The sequence below is a fragment of the Aquitalea denitrificans genome (genome assembly GCF_009856625.1).
Lineage (GTDB): Bacteria > Pseudomonadota > Gammaproteobacteria > Burkholderiales > Chromobacteriaceae > Aquitalea > Aquitalea denitrificans.
Window position 1 is genome coordinate 855693 of the sequence record NZ_CP047241.1, and the last position, 17094, is coordinate 872786.

18 protein-coding genes are annotated in these 17094 nt (G+C 63.3%); 13 read left to right on the forward strand and 5 right to left on the reverse strand.

The genetic code is table 11. The features are described from left to right. The first annotated feature begins 210 nt into the window (after positions 1-210). The 4 genes from GSR16_RS03925 (at position 211) to nikR (ending at position 4115) form a co-directional block, all read left to right on the forward strand. Entirely contained in the window at positions 211-1614 is a 1404-nt protein-coding gene (locus tag GSR16_RS03925; protein WP_159875239.1) for an NAD(P)/FAD-dependent oxidoreductase, read from the forward strand. A 39-nt stretch (positions 1615-1653) separates the two neighbouring features. Further along, complete coding sequence (locus tag GSR16_RS03930) at positions 1654-2007, forward strand: cupin domain-containing protein (protein ID WP_159875240.1); 354 nt, start codon at positions 1654-1656, stop codon at positions 2005-2007. A gap of 48 nt (positions 2008-2055) precedes the next feature. Beyond that, positions 2056-3540 carry an aldehyde dehydrogenase family protein gene (locus GSR16_RS03935; protein ID WP_159875241.1) on the forward strand — a complete coding sequence of 495 codons (1485 nt, stop codon included), beginning with the start codon at positions 2056-2058 and terminating at the stop codon, positions 3538-3540. Positions 3541-3668: 128 nt separating this feature from the next. Then, a complete protein-coding gene (gene nikR / locus GSR16_RS03940) occupies positions 3669-4115 on the forward strand; it encodes a nickel-responsive transcriptional regulator NikR (RefSeq protein ID WP_159875242.1) in 447 nt (148 codons plus the stop codon). A 7-nt stretch (positions 4116-4122) separates the two neighbouring features. Here nikR and GSR16_RS03945 read toward each other — a convergent pair whose 3' ends face one another. From GSR16_RS03945 to GSR16_RS03965, 5 genes are all read right to left on the reverse strand, one after another. Continuing rightward, a complete protein-coding gene (locus tag GSR16_RS03945) occupies positions 4123-4977 on the reverse strand; it encodes an energy-coupling factor ABC transporter ATP-binding protein (RefSeq protein ID WP_159875243.1) in 855 nt (284 codons plus the stop codon). After that, positions 4974-5825: a cobalt ECF transporter T component CbiQ gene (cbiQ, locus tag GSR16_RS03950; RefSeq protein ID WP_089085702.1), complete on the reverse strand. Its 852-nt coding sequence runs from the start codon at positions 5823-5825 to the stop codon at positions 4974-4976. The genes GSR16_RS03945 and cbiQ overlap by 4 nt, the downstream gene beginning before the upstream one ends. Then, entirely contained in the window at positions 5822-6880 is a 1059-nt protein-coding gene (cbiM, locus tag GSR16_RS03955; protein WP_159875244.1) for a cobalt transporter CbiM, read from the reverse strand. The genes cbiQ and cbiM overlap by 4 nt, the downstream gene beginning before the upstream one ends. 272 nt (positions 6881-7152) lie before the next feature. Beyond that, positions 7153-8172 (reverse strand): chorismate transformation FkbO/Hyg5 family protein, encoded by a 1020-nt coding sequence (locus GSR16_RS03960; RefSeq protein WP_240902594.1) that lies wholly within the window; start codon positions 8170-8172, stop codon positions 7153-7155. Between the two features lie 41 nt (positions 8173-8213). Next, complete coding sequence (locus GSR16_RS03965; RefSeq protein WP_240902595.1) at positions 8214-8894, reverse strand: phosphatase PAP2 family protein; 681 nt, start codon at positions 8892-8894, stop codon at positions 8214-8216. 252 nt (positions 8895-9146) lie between these two features. On the opposite strand from GSR16_RS03965, the gene GSR16_RS03970 reads away from it, so the two are divergent. The 9 genes from GSR16_RS03970 to GSR16_RS04010 are packed head-to-tail and all read left to right on the forward strand — an operon-like array spanning position 9147 to position 17089. Then, positions 9147-9437, forward strand: coding sequence for a phosphopantetheine-binding protein (locus GSR16_RS03970; RefSeq protein WP_159875246.1), 291 nt, complete (start codon positions 9147-9149; stop codon positions 9435-9437). Then, the gene (locus tag GSR16_RS03975; RefSeq protein ID WP_159875247.1) at positions 9434-10090 is read left to right on the forward strand and encodes a COG4648 family protein; all 657 of its coding nucleotides are present in this window, start codon (positions 9434-9436) and stop codon (positions 10088-10090) included. Before GSR16_RS03970 ends, GSR16_RS03975 begins: the two co-directional genes overlap by 4 nt. 33 nt (positions 10091-10123) lie before the next feature. Next, positions 10124-11470, forward strand: a complete 1347-nt coding sequence (locus tag GSR16_RS03980; protein WP_159875248.1) for an AMP-binding protein — start codon at positions 10124-10126, stop codon at positions 11468-11470. A gap of 1 nt (position 11471) precedes the next feature. After that, complete coding sequence (locus tag GSR16_RS03985) at positions 11472-11771, forward strand: ApeI family dehydratase (RefSeq protein ID WP_159875249.1); 300 nt, start codon at positions 11472-11474, stop codon at positions 11769-11771. Next, the gene (locus tag GSR16_RS03990) at positions 11768-12685 is read left to right on the forward strand and encodes an LpxL/LpxP family acyltransferase (RefSeq protein ID WP_240902596.1); all 918 of its coding nucleotides are present in this window, start codon (positions 11768-11770) and stop codon (positions 12683-12685) included. The genes GSR16_RS03985 and GSR16_RS03990 overlap by 4 nt, the downstream gene beginning before the upstream one ends. A 7-nt stretch (positions 12686-12692) precedes the next feature. Beyond that, a complete protein-coding gene (locus GSR16_RS03995) occupies positions 12693-13274 on the forward strand; it encodes a LolA-related protein (RefSeq protein WP_159875250.1) in 582 nt (193 codons plus the stop codon). Beyond that, a complete protein-coding gene (locus GSR16_RS04000) occupies positions 13271-15610 on the forward strand; it encodes an MMPL family transporter (RefSeq protein WP_159875251.1) in 2340 nt (779 codons plus the stop codon). Before GSR16_RS03995 ends, GSR16_RS04000 begins: the two co-directional genes overlap by 4 nt. Next, complete coding sequence (locus GSR16_RS04005) at positions 15594-16262, forward strand: alpha/beta fold hydrolase (RefSeq protein ID WP_159875252.1); 669 nt, start codon at positions 15594-15596, stop codon at positions 16260-16262. Before GSR16_RS04000 ends, GSR16_RS04005 begins: the two co-directional genes overlap by 17 nt. After that, positions 16259-17089 (forward strand): polysaccharide deacetylase family protein, encoded by an 831-nt coding sequence (locus tag GSR16_RS04010; protein ID WP_159875253.1) that lies wholly within the window; start codon positions 16259-16261, stop codon positions 17087-17089. Before GSR16_RS04005 ends, GSR16_RS04010 begins: the two co-directional genes overlap by 4 nt. The last annotated feature ends 5 nt before the right edge of the window (positions 17090-17094 follow it).

Genomic DNA, 17094 nt, shown 5'->3' on the forward strand with positions numbered 1-17094 from the left:
CCTGGCGGGTTTCGCTGCCGGACAGCTGTTGCATGGTGTGGGGCTGCGCAGTGTTACCGGGCTATCCGCCATGATGTTGGCTGCGCACCGGTACGCTGCTTGCGTGCCATCTGCCGACATCGCATGATCGATACACCGCCTGCCAGCCTGCTTGTGTGGCGCAGTGTGTTGTCCCCGTGAACTGTCCCATGCCCAAGGAATGACTGTTTTATGCCGCAAATCGTGTTTGAACGTGAGGCACCGCAACAAGAGCTGATCGACGCCGCGCTGGCCGGCAGCGTCAACCGCCCGTTCTGGGGGGATGATGTGGCGCACCTGCGCCGCAGTTTCCCCCCGCTGCAAGGCAAGGTCAGTGCTGATCTGGCCATTGTCGGGGGTGGTTTTCTCGGCCTGTGGAGCGCCATTCTGGCCAAGGAGCGCAACCCGTCGCGCTCTGTCACCCTGCTGGAAGGCCGTCAGGTGGGCTGGGCCGCATCCGGCCGCAACGGCGGCTTTTGTGAGGCCAGCATCACCCATGGCGAGGAAAACGGCCAGCAGCGCTGGCCGGAGGAAATGGCCGAGCTGGACGCGCAGGGCCTGCAGAATCTGGACGAAATCGAAGCCACCATCCGGCGTTACGGCATCGACTGCGACTTCGAACGCACCGGCGTGCTGGTGGTGGCGGTGGAGCCCTACCAGGACGAACAATTGCGTGGTGAAGGCTATATGGATGCGGCGCAGATCCGCGCCGAGCTCAATTCGCCCACCTTCCTGTCCGGCATCTGGGAAAAAGACAGCACGGCGATGATCCACCCCGGCAAGCTGGTGCTGGAGCTGGCGCGGGTGGCGGTTGAGCTGGGTGTGCAGATTCACGAACAATCCGCCGTCACCGCGCTGCACAGCCGCGGCAGCCGGGTGCGGCTGGCGACGGCGCAGGGCGAGCTGGATGCCGCCCGCGTGGTGCTGGCTACCAATGCCTTTCCCTCGCTGCTCAAGCGTTACCGCTGGCACACCATCCCGGTGTACGACTATGTGCTGATGACCGAGCCGCTCACCGCGCAACAGTTGGCGTCCATCGGCTGGCAGCACCGCCAGGGCATTGCCGACATGGCCAACCAGTTTCATTACTACCGCATCACCCGCGACAACCGCATCCTGTTTGGCGGCTACGATGCCGTCTACAACTTTGGCGGCAAGGTGGACGATGGCTATGACGAGCGCCCGGCTTCTTTCACCCGGCTGGCCAGTCATTTCTTTACCACCTTCCCGCAACTGACTGGGCTACGTTTCAGCCATCGCTGGGGCGGGGCCATCGACACCTCCACCCGTTTCTGCGCCTTTTTTGCCCTGGCGCGTGGCGGCAAGGTGGCCTATGCGGCCGGCTTTACCGGCCTGGGCGTAGGGGCTACCCGCTTTGCCGCCAATGTGCTGCTGGACAAGCTGGACGGTCTGGATACCGAACGCACCCGCTTGCGCATGGTGCGCGAAATACCGCCACCGTTTCCGCCAGAGCCGCTGACCTATGTTGCCGTGCAGGCCACGCGCTGGTCGCTGAACCAGGCCGACCACAACCACGGCAAGCGCAATCTGATGCTGCGCACCATGGATGCGCTGGGTCTGGGTTTCGACTCCTGAATCTGTTCGCCCCCTGTTTGAGAATCAAAGGAAGCAAGCATGTCCAATCCTTTTGCCCTGCTGGCCAATCACTGCGTGGATGCCACGCGGATTGCGCTGGAATACCGCGATGTACCGGCTGATCAGGTGATTTCCGGCCCGGCCCGGGTTGGTACCGCCGAACTGGGCCAGTTGCATGGTTGCAGTATCGGCGTGTGGGAAATGTCGCCCAGCGTCACCACCGATGTGGAAGTGGACGAATTTTTCATCGTGCTGACCGGTAGTGCCACGGTGCAGTTTGCCGATGGCCGGCCACCGCTGGAACTACAGCCCGGTACGGTAGGTCATCTGGCAGCCGGCACTGCTACCACCTGGGTGGTGACACAAACACTGCGCAAGATCTACATCGCCTGAGTGGCACAGACCGCCCGGCACAACAATAGCAAGGCAGGAGGAAGAAACATGGAAGTGCGCAACAACTACATCAATGGCCGTTGGCAGGCCTCGGTCAGCGGCGCTACCCGCGAAGTCATCAACCCGTCCAATGGCGAAGTGATTGCCCTGGTCACCGACAGCGTGGCCGAGGACAGCAAGCAGGCGATTGCCGCTGCGCGCCATGCTTTTGACCACGATGGCAGCTGGCGGCGCATGGCCGGGCCCAAGCGTGCCGACATGCTGCTGCGTATTGCCGATGCCATTGCCGCCCGCGCCGACGAACTGGCGGTGATGGACACGCTGGACAATGGCAAGCCGCTGCGCGAAGCGCGCTGCGATGTGGACGATGCCGTGGCCTGTTTCCGCTATTACGCCGGGCTGATTACCAAGCCGCAGGGCGGGGTGTATGAAGTCAGCGACGGCTTTGGCGCTATGCATGCCTATTCCATGCACGAGCCGGTGGGCGTGTGCGCGCTGATCACCCCGTGGAACTACCCCTTGCTGATGGCCACCTGGAAACTGGCCCCGGCGCTGGCGGCGGGCAACTGCGTGGTGTTCAAGCCCAGCGAAGTCACCCCGCTGTCAGCGGTGGCCCTGTTTGAAATTTTCGATGCCGTCGGCCTGCCTCCGGGCACCGCCAACCTGGTGCTGGGCAGCGGCCCGGCCGCCGGGCAGGAGCTGGCCGCCAGCCATGATGTGGACATGATCACCTTCACCGGCAGCACTCGCACCGGGCAGACCATTGCCGCCGCGGCAGTGGGTAACCTGAAAAAAGTGGGGCTGGAACTGGGTGGCAAGTCGCCCAACATCATCTTTGCCGATGCCGATCTGGAAGGCGCAGTGGAATGGGCGATGATAGGCGTGTTCTTCAACCAGGGCGAAGTATGCTCGGCCGGTTCGCGCATCCTGATTGAAGAAAGCATCAAGGACCGCTTTGTTGCCCGTCTGGCCGAACGCGCCAATGCCATGACCATTGCTCCGGGCATGAAGGATGCCGACATGGGCGCGATTGTTTCTGCCGCGCAGCTGGAAAAGGTGCTGGGCCATATCGCGCGCGCCAAACAGCAAGGCGCAACACTGGTATGTGGCGGCGAGCGCTATGTCGAGGGCGACTGTGCCAATGGTTACTTCGTGCGCCCCACCATTTTCGACAATTGCACCCGCGACATGGACATCGTGCGTGAGGAAGTCTTCGGCCCGGTGGTGGCCATCCAGACCTTCACCACGGAGGCCGAGGCCATTGCCATGGCCAATGACACCCCTTACGGCCTGGCTGGCGGGGTGTTCACCTGCGATGGCGCTCGCGCATTGCGGGTGGTGAAGGAAGTGCGCGCCGGGGTGACCTGGATCAACTGCTACAACCCCACCTTTAACGAAGCGCCGTGGGGCGGCTACAAGATGAGCGGCTATGGCCGCGATCTGGGTGTCAACGGCCTGCTGGAATACCAGCAGGTGAAACAGGTGAGCATCAATCTGCAACCGGGGCTGGTGGGCTGGTATCCGCAGCGCTAGTGCGCATAAGGTGCAAGCTATGGCGGGGGCGAGTGCTGCATGCATCGTCCCCGCTGTCTTTTCCCCAGCCGGATGCCTGCTCGCCGCACTTCCTCTGCTATGCTCTTGCCCTGTTTCCGGAGACAAGCATGCAAAGACTGACCATTTCGCTCAGCGACGAGCTGGCGCAGGCATTTGATGAGTTGATGGTCCGGCGCGGCTACAGCAGTCGTTCCGAGGCGGTGCGCGACATGTTGCGCCGCGAACTGGGGGAGGATGATCTGGCCGGCGAAGCGGGCGGCCCCTGTGTGGCAGTGCTCAGCTATGTGTTCGACCACCACGAACGCCAGCTGTCATCGCGGCTGACCGGGCTGCAGCACGACCACCACGATCTGGCGGTGGCCACCATGCACGCCCATATCAGCCACGCGGACTGTATCGAGACGGTGATCCTGCGCGGTGATAGTGCCGAGGTGGAGCGTTTTGCCCGTTCGGTGATTGCCGAAACCGGTGTGCGTCACGGCCAGGTGCAGCTGATTCCGGTAAGCCCGGCCACGTCGCGCGGCCCCTTGTACCGCCGCAAGAAATCATCCTGAGCCGGGCTCAGCCCTGCCGCCGGCCCAACTGGCGGTAGCCACCGCGCGGCCCGGCATGGCTGTGCTGATGGCCGTGGGCATGCGGGTGACTGTGGACCTGGCCATCGGCATGCCGGTGCGGGTGGGCGTGCAGCAACTGGCTGCGCGCCAGCAGGGCGTGGTCGGCCAGGATAGCCTGCGGGCTGCCCTGGGCCAGCAAGCGGCCTTCGGCCATCACGATGACGTGGTCGGCAATGTCCGCCACGCTGTCCAGATCGTGGGTGGCGGTAATGATGGTGCGGCCATTGCCACGGCTTTCCAGCAAAAAGCGCAGTACCTCGCTCTGGCTGGCCGGGTCCAGTGCGGCAGTCGGCTCGTCCAGCAGCAGCACTTCGGGCTGCATGATCAATACCGAGGCCAGTGCCACGCGCTTGCGCTCGCCACCGGACAGCCGGTGCGGTGCGCGCTGCTGCAGATGGCTGATGCCGAATTGCTGCAAGGTGGCGGCAATGGCGGTGCGGATGTCCTGCTCCGGCCAGCCCAGTTGCAGCGGGCCAAAGGCCAGTTCGTCAAATACCGTGGGATTGAACAGCTGCACGTCCGGGTTCTGGAACACCAGGCCCACGCGGCGGCGGAAGGCGTAATGGCGCGCATCATCCGCCAGTGCCGCTTCGCTCAGCACTTCGCCAAAGGCGCGCACCTCGCCTTGCTGGGCAAAATACAGGCCGTCCAGCAGGCGCAGCAGGGTGGATTTGCCCGAGCCGTTGGCACCGAGCAGGGCGATCCGGCTGCCGGCGGCAATCTCCAGCGTCAGTTCATGCAGGGCAGTGTGTTGCTGATAACGGAAGCTGACCTGTTGCAGGCTGTATACCGGGTGGCTCATGCGTGGGTCCAGACAATGAGAAAGGGCAGGGCGACGGCCAGCAGCAGGGCGCACCAGTCGCGTTTGCGGGTGTGAAAGCTGTGCAACAGGTAGATATCACCGCGATAACCGCGCGACACCATGGCCAGATGCACATCGCTGCTCAACTGAAAGGCCTTGCCCAGCAGTACGCCGCTGCTGCTGGCGATCAACTGGCGTGCCATGCGGCCAGAGGCTGGGGCCAGCATGCGGCTGCGTCTGGCCTCAAACATCTGGCTGGCGGTTTGCAGCAGCACAAACACATAGCGATGGGTCATGCCCAGCAGGGCCACCAACAGTACCGGCACCCCCAGGCTGCGCATGGCCTTGAGCACATGCGTCCACGGTGTGCTCAGCATCAGCAGCAGGGCAAAGCTGGCGGCAACCTCCGCCCTGCCCAACAGCAAGGCGGCGCTGTACAAGCCCTGCCGGCTGACGGGCCAGCCCAGCAGTGGCAGGGAGAACAGTGTTTCTCCCGGTACCAGAAACAGCGCCGGTACCGCCAGCACGCCGCTGAACAGCAGCACGCTCAGCCAGGCCTGGCGGTAGAGCTGGCGCAGGCTGATCTGCGAGCACTGTCCCAGCAGCACGGCCAGCCCCAGCAATAACAGCAGGCTGCCGGGCTGGCGGGCCAGCAAGGCGGCGCTCAGCACGGCCAGCAGCGACAGCAGCTTGATGCGCGGGTCCAGTTGCTGCAGCAGGCCCTGGCGTGCGCTCTGTGCCTCGGCATCCAGCGCATGTTCCATCACCTGCTGCAAGCCATGCACCATGCGCTCGGCGATATTGCCGCGATGGCGGTGTCCGCCGGCAATAAAGGATTGTTCGCTCACTGTGGCAGGCCGCGCTTGCCAGCCAGTTGCGACAGCAGCAACAGGCTGAGCAGGATTAGCCCGGCCCCAAACAGGGCCGACAGTACATAGCCGAAACCGGCGCTATGGATGAAGGCCGGCGCATAGTCGGGGAAAGGCGCGGACCACAGCCCGGCCAGCCTGGCCAAGCCTTCCGGTGCGGCTTGCGGCAGTGCATGCAGGCCGGAAGCCTGGATGATTTGCTGACGGCTGGACGGATCGGCAAAGTCTTCCGCCGCCCATTCGCCCCAGGCGGTACCGGCGGCCAGCAAACCCAGTGGCGACAGGATCATCAGCCCGGCCAGCCCATACCACAGCTGGCGTGCGCTGCGGCTACGGCTGCCGGACTGCTCGCCAATGCCGGCTTGTCCAGCCAGCAGTTCTGGCTGGGAGCGCTGCAGATAGGCCACCAGGCCTGCCGTCAGCAGCATTTCCGCCATGCCGGCAAAGCTGAGATGGCCGATCATCATGGCTGGAACTGCTACTGACAACGGATAGGGCGCATACAGCGGCGTGCCGCTGGCGTCATGAAACAGCATGGGCTGCACACCAAATTCGATGGCGGTCAGCAAGGCGGCGGCATTGATGGCCAGATAACCGGCAGCTCCGGCAGCCAGCACACGGCGGCGTGAGGACAGGCTGGCCCCGGCAGACAGCAGGCGGTAAACGGCCCAGGCCACCAGCGAGCCGACCACTGCCATGTTCAGGCTGTTGGCACCGAAGCTGCTGATGCCGCCATCGCCGAAAAACAGCGCCTGAATTAACAGCGCAAGCGAAACCGCAATGATGGACGCCCATGGCCCCAGCACGATGCTGACAATTGCCATGCCTACGGCGTGGCCGCTGGTGCCGCCGGGCAGGGGCAGGTTGAACATCATGATGACGAAGCAGAAGGCGGAAAACACCGCAAACAGCGGCACCAGCCTGGTGTGCAGCAGGCGTTTGGCGCGCTGGTAGGCCACGAGCCAGAAGGGGAGTGCCACGGCATAGGCCAGGGCGCAGGTGGATGGGCTGAGATAACCGTCAGGGATATGCATGGGGCTGCCTTTCAGACGCAGGACGGATGCACCGTGCGTATGAATATTTTTTAAAATGTATGAAATTTTAGCAAGATGCATGCCATCTGTCATGCCCCACACCTGCCCGGCTGGAGATGGGCGGACTGGCGGCAGGATAGCTGGCAACGGTAGGGGGAGGCCACCGTGAAGGTGGCAAGCAACTGTGCACTTGTGGCGGATAGTGCTTAGTGATTGACCAGCACGGCGTGCTTGCGCGCTGGTGCTGGCTGCGGATAGGGCAGGCTATCGGCCTAGCGGTGCAGTCTGAAGCCCTGGGCTTCAATTTCCACCAGCAGGTCGGCACGGCAGATGTCTGCCTGCACATAGACGGCACGGCTGTCATCGCCCACGCATTGCAAGAAGGCGGCACGCACTGCCGGGTAGTCGGCGGCATGGCGGATGTACACCCGGTAGTCCAGCTGTTGCAGGGTGAAAGCGGCAGCATGCTGACGCTTGGCCTCGTCCAGCAGGATGGCGATATTGGCAAAGGTTTCCCGCGTCTGCGCCGTCACATCCCCCGGATGCAAGGTTTCATGCCCGACAATGCTGGCGGTGCCGGAAATGAACAGGATGTCTTCATCCTGTTGGCTGGCCAGTGCGGCACGACTGAAGGTGGGGCTGCGCGGGCCGTATTGGCGCGGGTAGGCAAAGGCGCTGACCTGACGGGGGTTCTCCAGCGGGAGGGCCGGTCGGGAGGCGGCCAGAAAGGCAATGCTTACCGGGCCGCTGGCTGTACCCAGTGCGCAGGCGGCCGGGCTGCTGTCCACCGGGCGTGCGCAGGCGGCAAAAGCCTGATGCCGACCGATATTGAACTGGCGGTAGCGCTCCATGCCATCCTGCTCGGCATTGATGCGCGGAATGTAATTCCATATCCGCCACAGGTGCGGGCAGTTTTCCGCGGCCAGCAGTCCAAACAGTTGACGGTAGGCCTGCTCGGCAAGCCGCTGCAGTGCAGACTCACCGCCCGCGGGCTGGATGCTGCTTTCTTCCAGCGTAATCACGCCATACAGCACATCCTCTCCAGCCTTGCTGAAGTGGATGTCCCCAAACTGTCCACGCTGTATCGGCGCAGTACTATGCCAGTATTCCTGCAGCGCGCTGGCGCTATTGCCCAGCAAGGGCATCAGCACGGGCTGGGTAGGCCAGGGCTGCGCTTTGGCGGGCTGGCCGATATGGCTCATGCCGAGAATGTGCCCGGCGTCTGCCGGGGCATGGTCTGCGGCCAGTGCCGGGTTGAGCGTGGAGAACTGTAAGCGGGTATCTGGGTACATGCTGCAAGCTTGCTGCGGGAAAGGGTTGATCATGCGTGTAGTCAGTTGCCGGGCTGGCGGTGGTCACGGTGCCGCTGCATGGCGTGGGCGCGCAAGCCTACCAGGCAGGCACTGCCAACGCCCAGCAAGGTGCCGGCAGCCACATCCAGCGCCACATGCTGTTTGACCGCCATGGTGGAGTAGGCAATGGCCACGCACCACAGCAGGTTCAGCCACTGCAGAGCGCGCGCCCAGCGTAGTGCCTGCAGCCGCCAGTGCAGCCACAGCCCGGAAAACACCGCAGTAGCCACATGCAGCGAGGGGAAGGCATTGCCGGCGGTATCCACGTTTTTCAGGAAGGCCACGCCGGGGTACTGCTGCCAGTCTATGTCCGGCGGAGCGATGGCATTGGGCCAGAAGTAGAAAACCAGCAAGCCGGCCACGCAGGGCAGTGCCACCTTGAAGCCATAGGCGATGATCTCGCGATGCGACAACATCAGCACCGGCGGCAGGGATACATAGGCCCACAGTGACAGATAGATAGGCAGCGCCCAGGGGTGGAAACCAACCCAGCCGTCGACTGCGGTGGTCGGCACAATGCTGACGGCAGATGCCGGATGGCGCAGCAGATAGACATAGGCAACAAAAAACACCAGGGTAAAACCCATGGTGCCGAACATCTTGAACCAGAAGCGGGTAAGTACCGTTTCCAGCATTCCGGCTGTGCCATTGCTGTTTGTCATGCCCTCGTTCAAATCACCTCCTTGACATGTGTGCAATAGTCTGTTTTTGCCTTGTGACAAGCAGGCAGGCATATTGTTATACTCGCGCTTCATTTTTAGCTGTCGGCAATACATACCATCTTGAGGTGTAAATGAAAGCCTCAATCAATATGCGTCGCGCGATAGCGCATTACGACCGGCGATGATACCGAAACTGTGTGACATTGGCGATTGCCGGCAATTCCCTTAAAACAGAAACGATTATTGCAAATCATGGAACAGCAACACTCTGCAGATACCGGGCCGGACCTGGCGCTGGAAAGCGAAATCGCCGCGCTGATTGTCTCCGCGCTCAATCTTGATATCACCCCCGCTGATATTGCGCCTGAAGCACCGCTGTATGGCGATGAACTGGGAATCGATTCCATTGATATTCTGGAAATCGCCCTGGTCATGTCAAAACAGTATGGCGTGCAAATGAAAGCGGATAACGAAGACAACTCCACCATTTTCGCCTCGCTGCGTAAACTGGCTGCCTATATTCGCGAGCACCGCAGCAAATGAGTCCGCTATGGCGCACATTGCGCCTGGCTGTGCTGGCAATGGCCGGACTGCTGTATGTGGTGATGGATTATCTGGCCTCCTCCTCCGATCACCCGCCGGTATATGCCGTGGTGGTGGGGGCTGCGCCACTTACCCTGGGGCTGCTGACTGCCAGCTGGAATTCCCGTCTGCGCTGGCCGGCGCTGCTGGCCTGCGCGGCAGGTCTGCTGGCCATTGCGGGCAATCTTGATCGCCTGCTAGCCCATGCTGCCTGGTTTTACCTGCTGCAGCACGCAGGCATCATGAGCGGTCTTGGCTTCATGTTTGGCAGCACGCTGCGCACCCATGAGGGGGCGCTGTGTTCACGCATTGCCCGCATTGCGATTGCTGCACCGCTGGATGCCGCCTACTTTCACTACACCTGGAAAGTGACACTGGTCTGGACGGTTTACTTTGCCGTCAGTGCCATGCTCTCGCTTGGCCTGTTTGCGCTGGCACCACTGGCCTGGTGGGCCTTTTATGCAGCAGTGCTGACGCCGGTATCACTCGGGCTGATGTTTGGTGGTGAATACCTGATCCGCCAACTGGTGTTGCCGGACAGCCCGCCGTTCAGCATCGCCCAGACCATACAGTCCTATCGTAAATATTCGCAGTGCCGCGACAACGCCGATTAGGCCGCTGCTGTTGCCGTCCATGCCATTTTGCCCATGAATCTGATACCGCTTCTTCCCGATACCGACCCGACCGCTGCGTTTGCCTACGTTAACGAGCAGGAAATCGACCGCGCCACCTTCCGCGCCCAGGTGCTGACCCTGGCGGCGGCCTTGCCGGCGCGCGAGCGGGTGCTGAACATGTGCGCCGACCGCTACTGGTTTGCCGTGACGCTGTTTGCTGCCATCGCCCGCAAGATGGTGACGGTGCTGCCCAATTCGGCGGCACCGGAACATATAGCCGCCGTGGCGGCAGAGCAGCCGGGCCTGCTGGTGTTGGGCGACCAGGCGGAATGCCCGGTGGCTGATCTGCCCTATATGCAGATCAACACCCTGCCGCCACGCATGGAGTTGGCACAGGCCGAACTGCCGCTGATCCCTTTCGACCAGCGCGTGGCCTGTCTGTATACCTCTGGCTCCACCGGCACACCCATGCCGCATTTCAAAACCTTTGGCCGTCTGCGGCTGGCCATTCTGGCCGGGGCCGAGCGGGTATGGGGTGCGGCAGGGCAGGCCTGTTCGGTGGTGGGAACGGTACCCATCCGCCATATGTATGGACTGGAATCCAGTGTGCTGCTGCCGATCATGGCTGGTGGCCGCATGTCTGGCCGCATTCCGTTTTTCCCGGCCGATATCGCCAGTGCGCTGGAACGGATGCCGGCACCGCGCCTGCTGGTGATCACGCCCTTTCATCTGCGCAAGCTGCTGGATGCCGACATCCGCCTGCCCGAGATCGCCGTCATCCTGTCGGCCACGGCACCGCTGTCTGCCGAGCTGGCCGCCCAGACCCGGCAGCAACTGGGCTGCCCGGTGCTGGAAATTTATGGTTCCACCGAAACCGGTCAGGTAGCCACCCGTGAAACCGATGTGGAAACCACCTGGCAGACCTTGCAGGGCATTGCGCTGGAAATGCGCGACGACGAACTGTGGGCAGTGGGCGAGGTGTACGAGACCCCGCAAATGCTCAACGACACGGTGGAGCTGTTCAGCCCGCAGCGTTTCCGCCTGGTGGATCGCAAGGCCAATATGATCAATGTGGCCGGCAAGCGCAGCTCGCTGTCCTTCCTCAACAATACGCTCACCAGCCTGCCCGGCGTGGTGGACGGCATGTTCTGCGTGCCCGAGCGCGGCAGCGGTGAGGAGGTGGAGCGTCTGGCGGTGTTCGTAGTGGCCCCCACGCTGGATCGCGCCGCCATTCTGGCTGGCCTGCGCCAGCATCTGGATTCGGTATTCCTGCCGCGCCACGTGGTGTTTGTCGATAGCCTGCCGCGCGACGGCAACGGCAAGATTCTGGCGCGCACCGTACAGGCGCTGATTGCCAGCCATCTGAGCGGACGGGACTGATATGCAGTACACCGAACTGCAGATTGCCGCCGATCACCCGGCCTATCCCGGACATTTCCCCGGTCGCCCCATCCTGCCCGGCGTAGTGCTGCTGGATCAGGCCCAACTGGTCATCGAAGCCGCCTCCGGCCTGGTACTGACGGGCCTGGCGCTGGCCAAGTTCCACCGTCCGGTGGCACCGGGCGAGGCCTTGCAGCTGGCATTTGCCATCGGTAGCGGTAATGTGTCCTTCGTGATTTCCCATGCCGGTAGCAAGGTGGCGGACGGCAAGTTCCTGGCCGATACGGAGCCTGCCGCGTGAGCGAGGACAGCGGCAGCAACGCCAAGCCGCAGTGGATGCAGCAGCAGGAGCGCGGCAACCGTTTCTGGCTGCGCATCATGTCCACACTGTCCTGCCTGCTGGGGCGGCGCTGCTCGCGGCTGGTGCTGTACGGCATTGCCGCCTACTTTGTGCTGTTCGGCGGTAAGGCACGTCGTGCCTCGCGCAGCTATCTGGCCCGCAGCCTGGGGCGGCCGGCGCGCTGGTACGAGGTGTATCGGCATGTGCTGAGCTTTGCTACCACCATTCACGATCGCGTTTATCTGCTGCGTGACCGCTTTGATGTATTCGATATCGATCTGTCCGGTGCCGAGGAACTGCATCGTCATTACGATGGCGGGCAGGGCCTGCTGCTGTTCGGCGCGCATCTGGGCAGTTTTGAAGTCTTGCGCGCCATGGCCCGCCACCGGCCCGGCATGCAGGTGAGCATGGCGATGTATCCGGAAAACGCGCGCCAGATCAATCAGGCGCTCGCGGCCATCAACCCTGCTGCCGCACCGGACATCATTGCGCTAGGTACACTGGAGGCCATGCTCAAGGTGCACGCCCGGCTGGATGAAGGCGCGCTGGTCGGTATTCTGGCCGACCGTGCCGCGGGGGCGGACCAGTACCTGCAGCGCACGCTGCTGGGCGCGCCGGCGCGCTTTCCCAGCGGGCCGCTGCGCATGGCCGCCATGCTGCGCCGCCCGGTGTACTTCATGGCCGGCATCTATCTGGGTGGCAACCGTTACCGCATCCATTTCGAGCTGCTGGAAGACTTTTCCGCACTTGGGCGGTCACAAAGGGAGGCCGCCATGCAGGCACTGCTGGACAAATATGTGGCCGCACTGGAAAGGCATTGCCTGGCCTATCCGTACAACTGGTTCAATTTTTACGATTTTTGGGATGAAAGCTAGACAGACCATGCGTGTATCCATTTTGAGCAAGACCCTGGCCGGACTGCTTCTGCTGCTGGGCAGCACCGCACTGCAGGCCGCTGATTTTTCGCTGGCTGACTTGATGCAGCAACTGGGACAGAAAAAGTCCGGCACCGCCACCTTTGTGGAAAAAAAATACATCGCCATGCTCAAGCAGCCGCTGGAGTCATCCGGCGAACTGGCTTTCACCGCGCCGGACCGGCTGGAAAAGCGCACCCTCAAGCCCAAGGCGGAGGCGGTGCTGCTGGAAGGCAACAAGCTGACGCTGGAGCGCAATGATGGCCGCAAGATGAGCGTCAACCTGGCCGATCGCCCGGAGGTATCGGCCTTTGTCGAAAGCATCCGCGCCACCCTGTCCGGTGACCGCAGCGCGCTGGAACGCTATTACACTCCGGCGCTGTCCGGTGGCAGCGAGCAGTGGCAACTGAGCCTGACACCGCTGCAGCCGCGTATGCAGAAGGTCATCAGCCAGATCCGCATTGCCGGTGCCCGTGCCCAGGTGAAGACCATCGAATTCCTGCAGGCCGATGGTGACCGTTCGGAAATGACCATCACCAGCACCCGATGAAATCAAGACTCTTCAAACCGGCGCTGCTGATCTGGTTGGTCGCCATGCTGGCCTCGGTACTGGTGATCAGCCAGACCCGCTTCGTGGCTGACCTGTCCGCCTTCATGCCCAAGCTGCCCAGTGCGCGGCAGCAGATGCTGATCGACCAGCTGCGCGATGGCGCTATCGCCCGCATCGTGCTGGTGGGGATTGAAGGCAGTGACGAGGCCGAACGTGGCCGGCTGTCGCGGCTGCTGGTGGACAAGCTGGCGCACAATGCGCGCTTTACTTCGGTGCAGAACGGCGACCGCCAGACCCAGCAGCACGACCAACAGTATTTCTTCAACAACCGTTATCTGCTCAGCCCGGCGGTGACGCCGCAGCGCTTCAGTGCCGCCGGCCTGCACGATGCCATCCAGGGCACGCTGGACGCCATGTCCGGCGACGCCGGCCTGATCGTCAAGAAAATCCTGCCGCGCGATCCCACTGGCGAAACCCTGCAAATACTGGAGCAGTTCATCGGCGAGAACCAGCCCAGCACCAGCGACGACATCTGGGTCTCGCGCGATGGCAAGCGTGCAGTGCTGCTGTTGCAGCTGGGCGAATCCGGCCTGAATACCGACGCCCAGGCCGCCGCGCTGGAAGACGTGAAGCAGGCATTTGCCAGCCTGCCGGCGCGCCATGCCGATACCCGGCTGGTGATGAGCGGCACCAGCGTCATTTCGGTGGCCTCGCGCAACATCATCCAGAGTGAGGTGGAGCGGCTGGCCACGCTGGGAACCGTGCTGGTGGTGGCGCTGTTGCTGCTGGTCTACCGTTCCTTGCCCTTGCTGCTGCTGGGACTGATTCCGGTAGTGTCCGGCGCGCTGGTGGGCATTGCCAGCGTCAGCCTGGGTTTTGGTCATGTGCATGGCCTGACACTGGGTTTTGGCACCACGCTGATTGGCGAGGCGGTGGATTACTCCATCTACCTGTTCATCCAGCGCGCGGGGGGCGGCAATCCCGGCCATTTCTGGCGCACCATCCGCCTGGGGGTGCTGACCTCGGCCACCGGCTTTGCCGCGCTGATGTGCTCCAGTTTTCCCGGCCTGTCGCAGCTGGGCCTGTATTCCATCAGCGGCCTGCTGGCGGCAGCGCTGGTGACGCGCTATGTCCTGCCCGGCCTGATGCCGCAGCAACTGAACCTGCGTGATCTGTCCGGCCCCGGCCTGCTGCTGCAGAAGGTGCTGGACAGCCTTACCCGCCTGCGCTGGCTGCTGCTGGTGGCCATGCTGACAGCGACTGCCGTGCTGGCACTGCATCATCAGGACATCTGGAGCCGCCAGCTCAACGCGCTTAGCTCCACCTCGGCGGCACAGAACAAGCTGGATGCCGAACTGCGTGGCGATCTGGGCGGCAATGACATGCGTTATGTGGCCAGCTTCAGCGCGCCGGATCAGGAAAGCGCCTTGCAACTGGCCGAGCGCAGCCGCCGGGTATTGCAGCAGCTGAGCCGGCAGAATGTGATCGGCGGCTTCCATACCCCGGATGAACTGCTACCCAGCCTGGCCACCCAGAAGGCCCGTCAGGCGGCCTTGCCCACTGCGGCGGAAACCGCCAGCCGGCTGACACAGGCCGTGCAAGGCCTGCCGCTGGATGCCGCAGCCTTGCAAGGCTTTGTCAGCGATGTGGAGCGCAGCCGGCAACAGCCGCTGCTGAGCCGTGACAGCCTGCATGGCAGCGCGGCCAGCGTGTTGCTGGATTCCATGCTTATCCAGCGCCCCGGCAGTTATCTGGTGCTGATGCCCCTGCGCCCGGCCAGTGGCGAGAACATCGCGCTGGACAAGGTAAGGGCTGCACTGGCTGCACAGCAACTGGGGCAGGTGACGGTGATCGACCTCTTGGAAGAAACCACCGCCATTTTCGACAGCTATACCCACGAGGCATTGGTGTTTTCCTCGCTGGGCAGCCTGGCCATCCTGCTGTTGCTGTGGCTGAGCTGTGGCTGGTTGCAGGCAGTGCGCGTCACCATCCCGCTGGGCTGTGCCGTGTTGTGCACAGTGGCGATTCTGGATGCTTGCGGCATCCAGCTGACCATCCTGCATCTGGTGGGCCTGCTGCTGGTAGTGGCCATCGGCTCCAACTACGCGCTGTTCTTTGCCAACAAGCAGCAGCTGGGCAGCGATGACCAGCAGCGCCAGGTAGAGGTATCGCTGGTGGTGGCCAATCTGGCCACAGTCACCAGCTTCGGCCTGCTGGGTAGCTCCAGCGTGCCGGTGCTGTCCTTCATCGGCAGCACGGTGGCCATTGGCGCGCTGCTGGCGCTGGTGTTTGCCGCCATGATGGCCAGGATGACCCCGCGTGCGCTGCCTCGCTGATGCATTCCGTGCCGATAGCCGTGCCGACACACTGTTGGTACTGTTGCCGCCGGCCAAGGCCAGCCTGGAAGACCTGCTGGAGCAGGGCATGGTGGCGGCCGTGCGCGCGCGCGGTCTGGCGGTGGATATCGTACTGGCGGATGTGGGTTATCAGCAGGTGATGGCCGGAACGGTGGCCGCTAGCCTGCAGCAGGCGGTGATTGCACCGGCGCGCGCGCAGGGCTACCGTGCCATCTGGCTGGCGGGTATTTCGCTGGGCGCTTTCAATGCCCTGCACCATGCCGCGCTCCATGGCAGCGAGCTGGCCGGCCTCTGCCTGCTGGCACCTTATCCCGGCACGGCGGACATCCTGCAGGAAATCCGCGCTGCAGGCGGGCCGCGGGCCTGGGCCGCTGCCACGGCCAATTTGCAGGATGAGCGCCGCTGGTGGCACTGGCTGGCCACGCAGGCGGACTGCCCGCTGTGGCTGGGTCTGGGTGCGCAGGACCGCTTCCGCGATGGTCAGGACATGTTGGCCAGCCTGTTGCCGGCGCAGCGGGTAAACCGGATTGAGGGAGATCACAGCTGGCCGGTATGGCTACAGCTGTGGCAACACTGGCTGGTGCATGGGCCGCTGGCCGCGCAGCAGTCACCGGGCAAGGAGGACAGATGAAACCACCAAGGCTGTCGCCGTTTCTCTGGCTGTGTGGTGCTTTGCATGTGCTGGCCTTGCTGGCACTGCTGTATCGCCCGCATGACTGGCTGGCGCTCTTGTTGTTGCTGGTATTGCTGCATGGCCTGATTGCCGTGGCCGGGCTGCTGCCGCGCTGCACGCTGCTGGGGCCAAACCTGACCCGGCTGCCGGCGGCGGCCATCCGCCGTGGCGAGGTGGCCATCACCATTGATGATGGCCCGGACCCGGCGGTGACGCCGGCAGTGCTGGACATCCTGCAACATTACGGTGTGAAGGCCACGTTTTTCTGTATCGGCGAGCGCGCGGCGCAATATCCCGCACTGTGCCAGCAGGCTGCCCGTGCCGGCCATGCGGTGGAAAACCATGGCCAGCGCCACCGCAAGCAGACTTCACTGTTCGGCCCGGCCGGCTGGCGACGCGAGGTGGGTGAGGGCCAGGCTACGCTGCAGCGCATTACCGGTCACACACCGCGGTTTTTCCGGCCGATTGCCGGCTTGCGCAATCCCTTTCTCGAACCGGTATTGCAGCAGCAGGGCGTGTTTCTTGCGAGCTGGACGCGCCGTGGCTATGATACGCGCGTCCGCGACCCCGAGCAGGTGTATGCCCGGCTGGTGCGCAATCTGGCGGCTGGTGACATCCTGCTGCTGCACGACGGCAATGCCGCCCGTACCGCCGATGGCCAGCCCTTGATCCTGACTGTGCTGCCGCGCCTGCTGCAGGAACTGTCCCGCCGTCAGTTGCAGGCGGTGACATTGCCGCAGGCCTGCCAGCCCGAGCAGACAGCTGCCCGTGTGGCAGATGCCTGATTTTC

Coding starts and splice junctions, on each gene's coding strand:
- GSR16_RS03945 (WP_159875243.1), bottom strand. CDS start 4,977: ATGAGCCACCCGGTATACAGCCTGCAACAGGTCAGCTTCCGTTATCAG.
- cbiM (WP_159875244.1), bottom strand. CDS start 6,880: ATGCATATCCCTGACGGTTATCTCAGCCCATCCACCTGCGCCCTGGCC.
- GSR16_RS03930 (WP_159875240.1), top strand. CDS start 1,654: ATGTCCAATCCTTTTGCCCTGCTGGCCAATCACTGCGTGGATGCCACG.
- GSR16_RS03980 (WP_159875248.1), top strand. CDS start 10,124: ATGAATCTGATACCGCTTCTTCCCGATACCGACCCGACCGCTGCGTTT.
- GSR16_RS04010 (WP_159875253.1), top strand. CDS start 16,259: ATGAAACCACCAAGGCTGTCGCCGTTTCTCTGGCTGTGTGGTGCTTTG.
- GSR16_RS03995 (WP_159875250.1), top strand. CDS start 12,693: ATGCGTGTATCCATTTTGAGCAAGACCCTGGCCGGACTGCTTCTGCTG.
- GSR16_RS03970 (WP_159875246.1), top strand. CDS start 9,147: ATGGAACAGCAACACTCTGCAGATACCGGGCCGGACCTGGCGCTGGAA.
- GSR16_RS03935 (WP_159875241.1), top strand. CDS start 2,056: ATGGAAGTGCGCAACAACTACATCAATGGCCGTTGGCAGGCCTCGGTC.
- GSR16_RS04000 (WP_159875251.1), top strand. CDS start 13,271: ATGAAATCAAGACTCTTCAAACCGGCGCTGCTGATCTGGTTGGTCGCC.
- nikR (WP_159875242.1), top strand. CDS start 3,669: ATGCAAAGACTGACCATTTCGCTCAGCGACGAGCTGGCGCAGGCATTT.
- GSR16_RS03925 (WP_159875239.1), top strand. CDS start 211: ATGCCGCAAATCGTGTTTGAACGTGAGGCACCGCAACAAGAGCTGATC.
- GSR16_RS03985 (WP_159875249.1), top strand. CDS start 11,472: ATGCAGTACACCGAACTGCAGATTGCCGCCGATCACCCGGCCTATCCC.
- GSR16_RS03975 (WP_159875247.1), top strand. CDS start 9,434: ATGAGTCCGCTATGGCGCACATTGCGCCTGGCTGTGCTGGCAATGGCC.
- GSR16_RS03960 (WP_240902594.1), bottom strand. CDS start 8,172: ATGTACCCAGATACCCGCTTACAGTTCTCCACGCTCAACCCGGCACTG.
- GSR16_RS03965 (WP_240902595.1), bottom strand. CDS start 8,894: ATGACAAACAGCAATGGCACAGCCGGAATGCTGGAAACGGTACTTACC.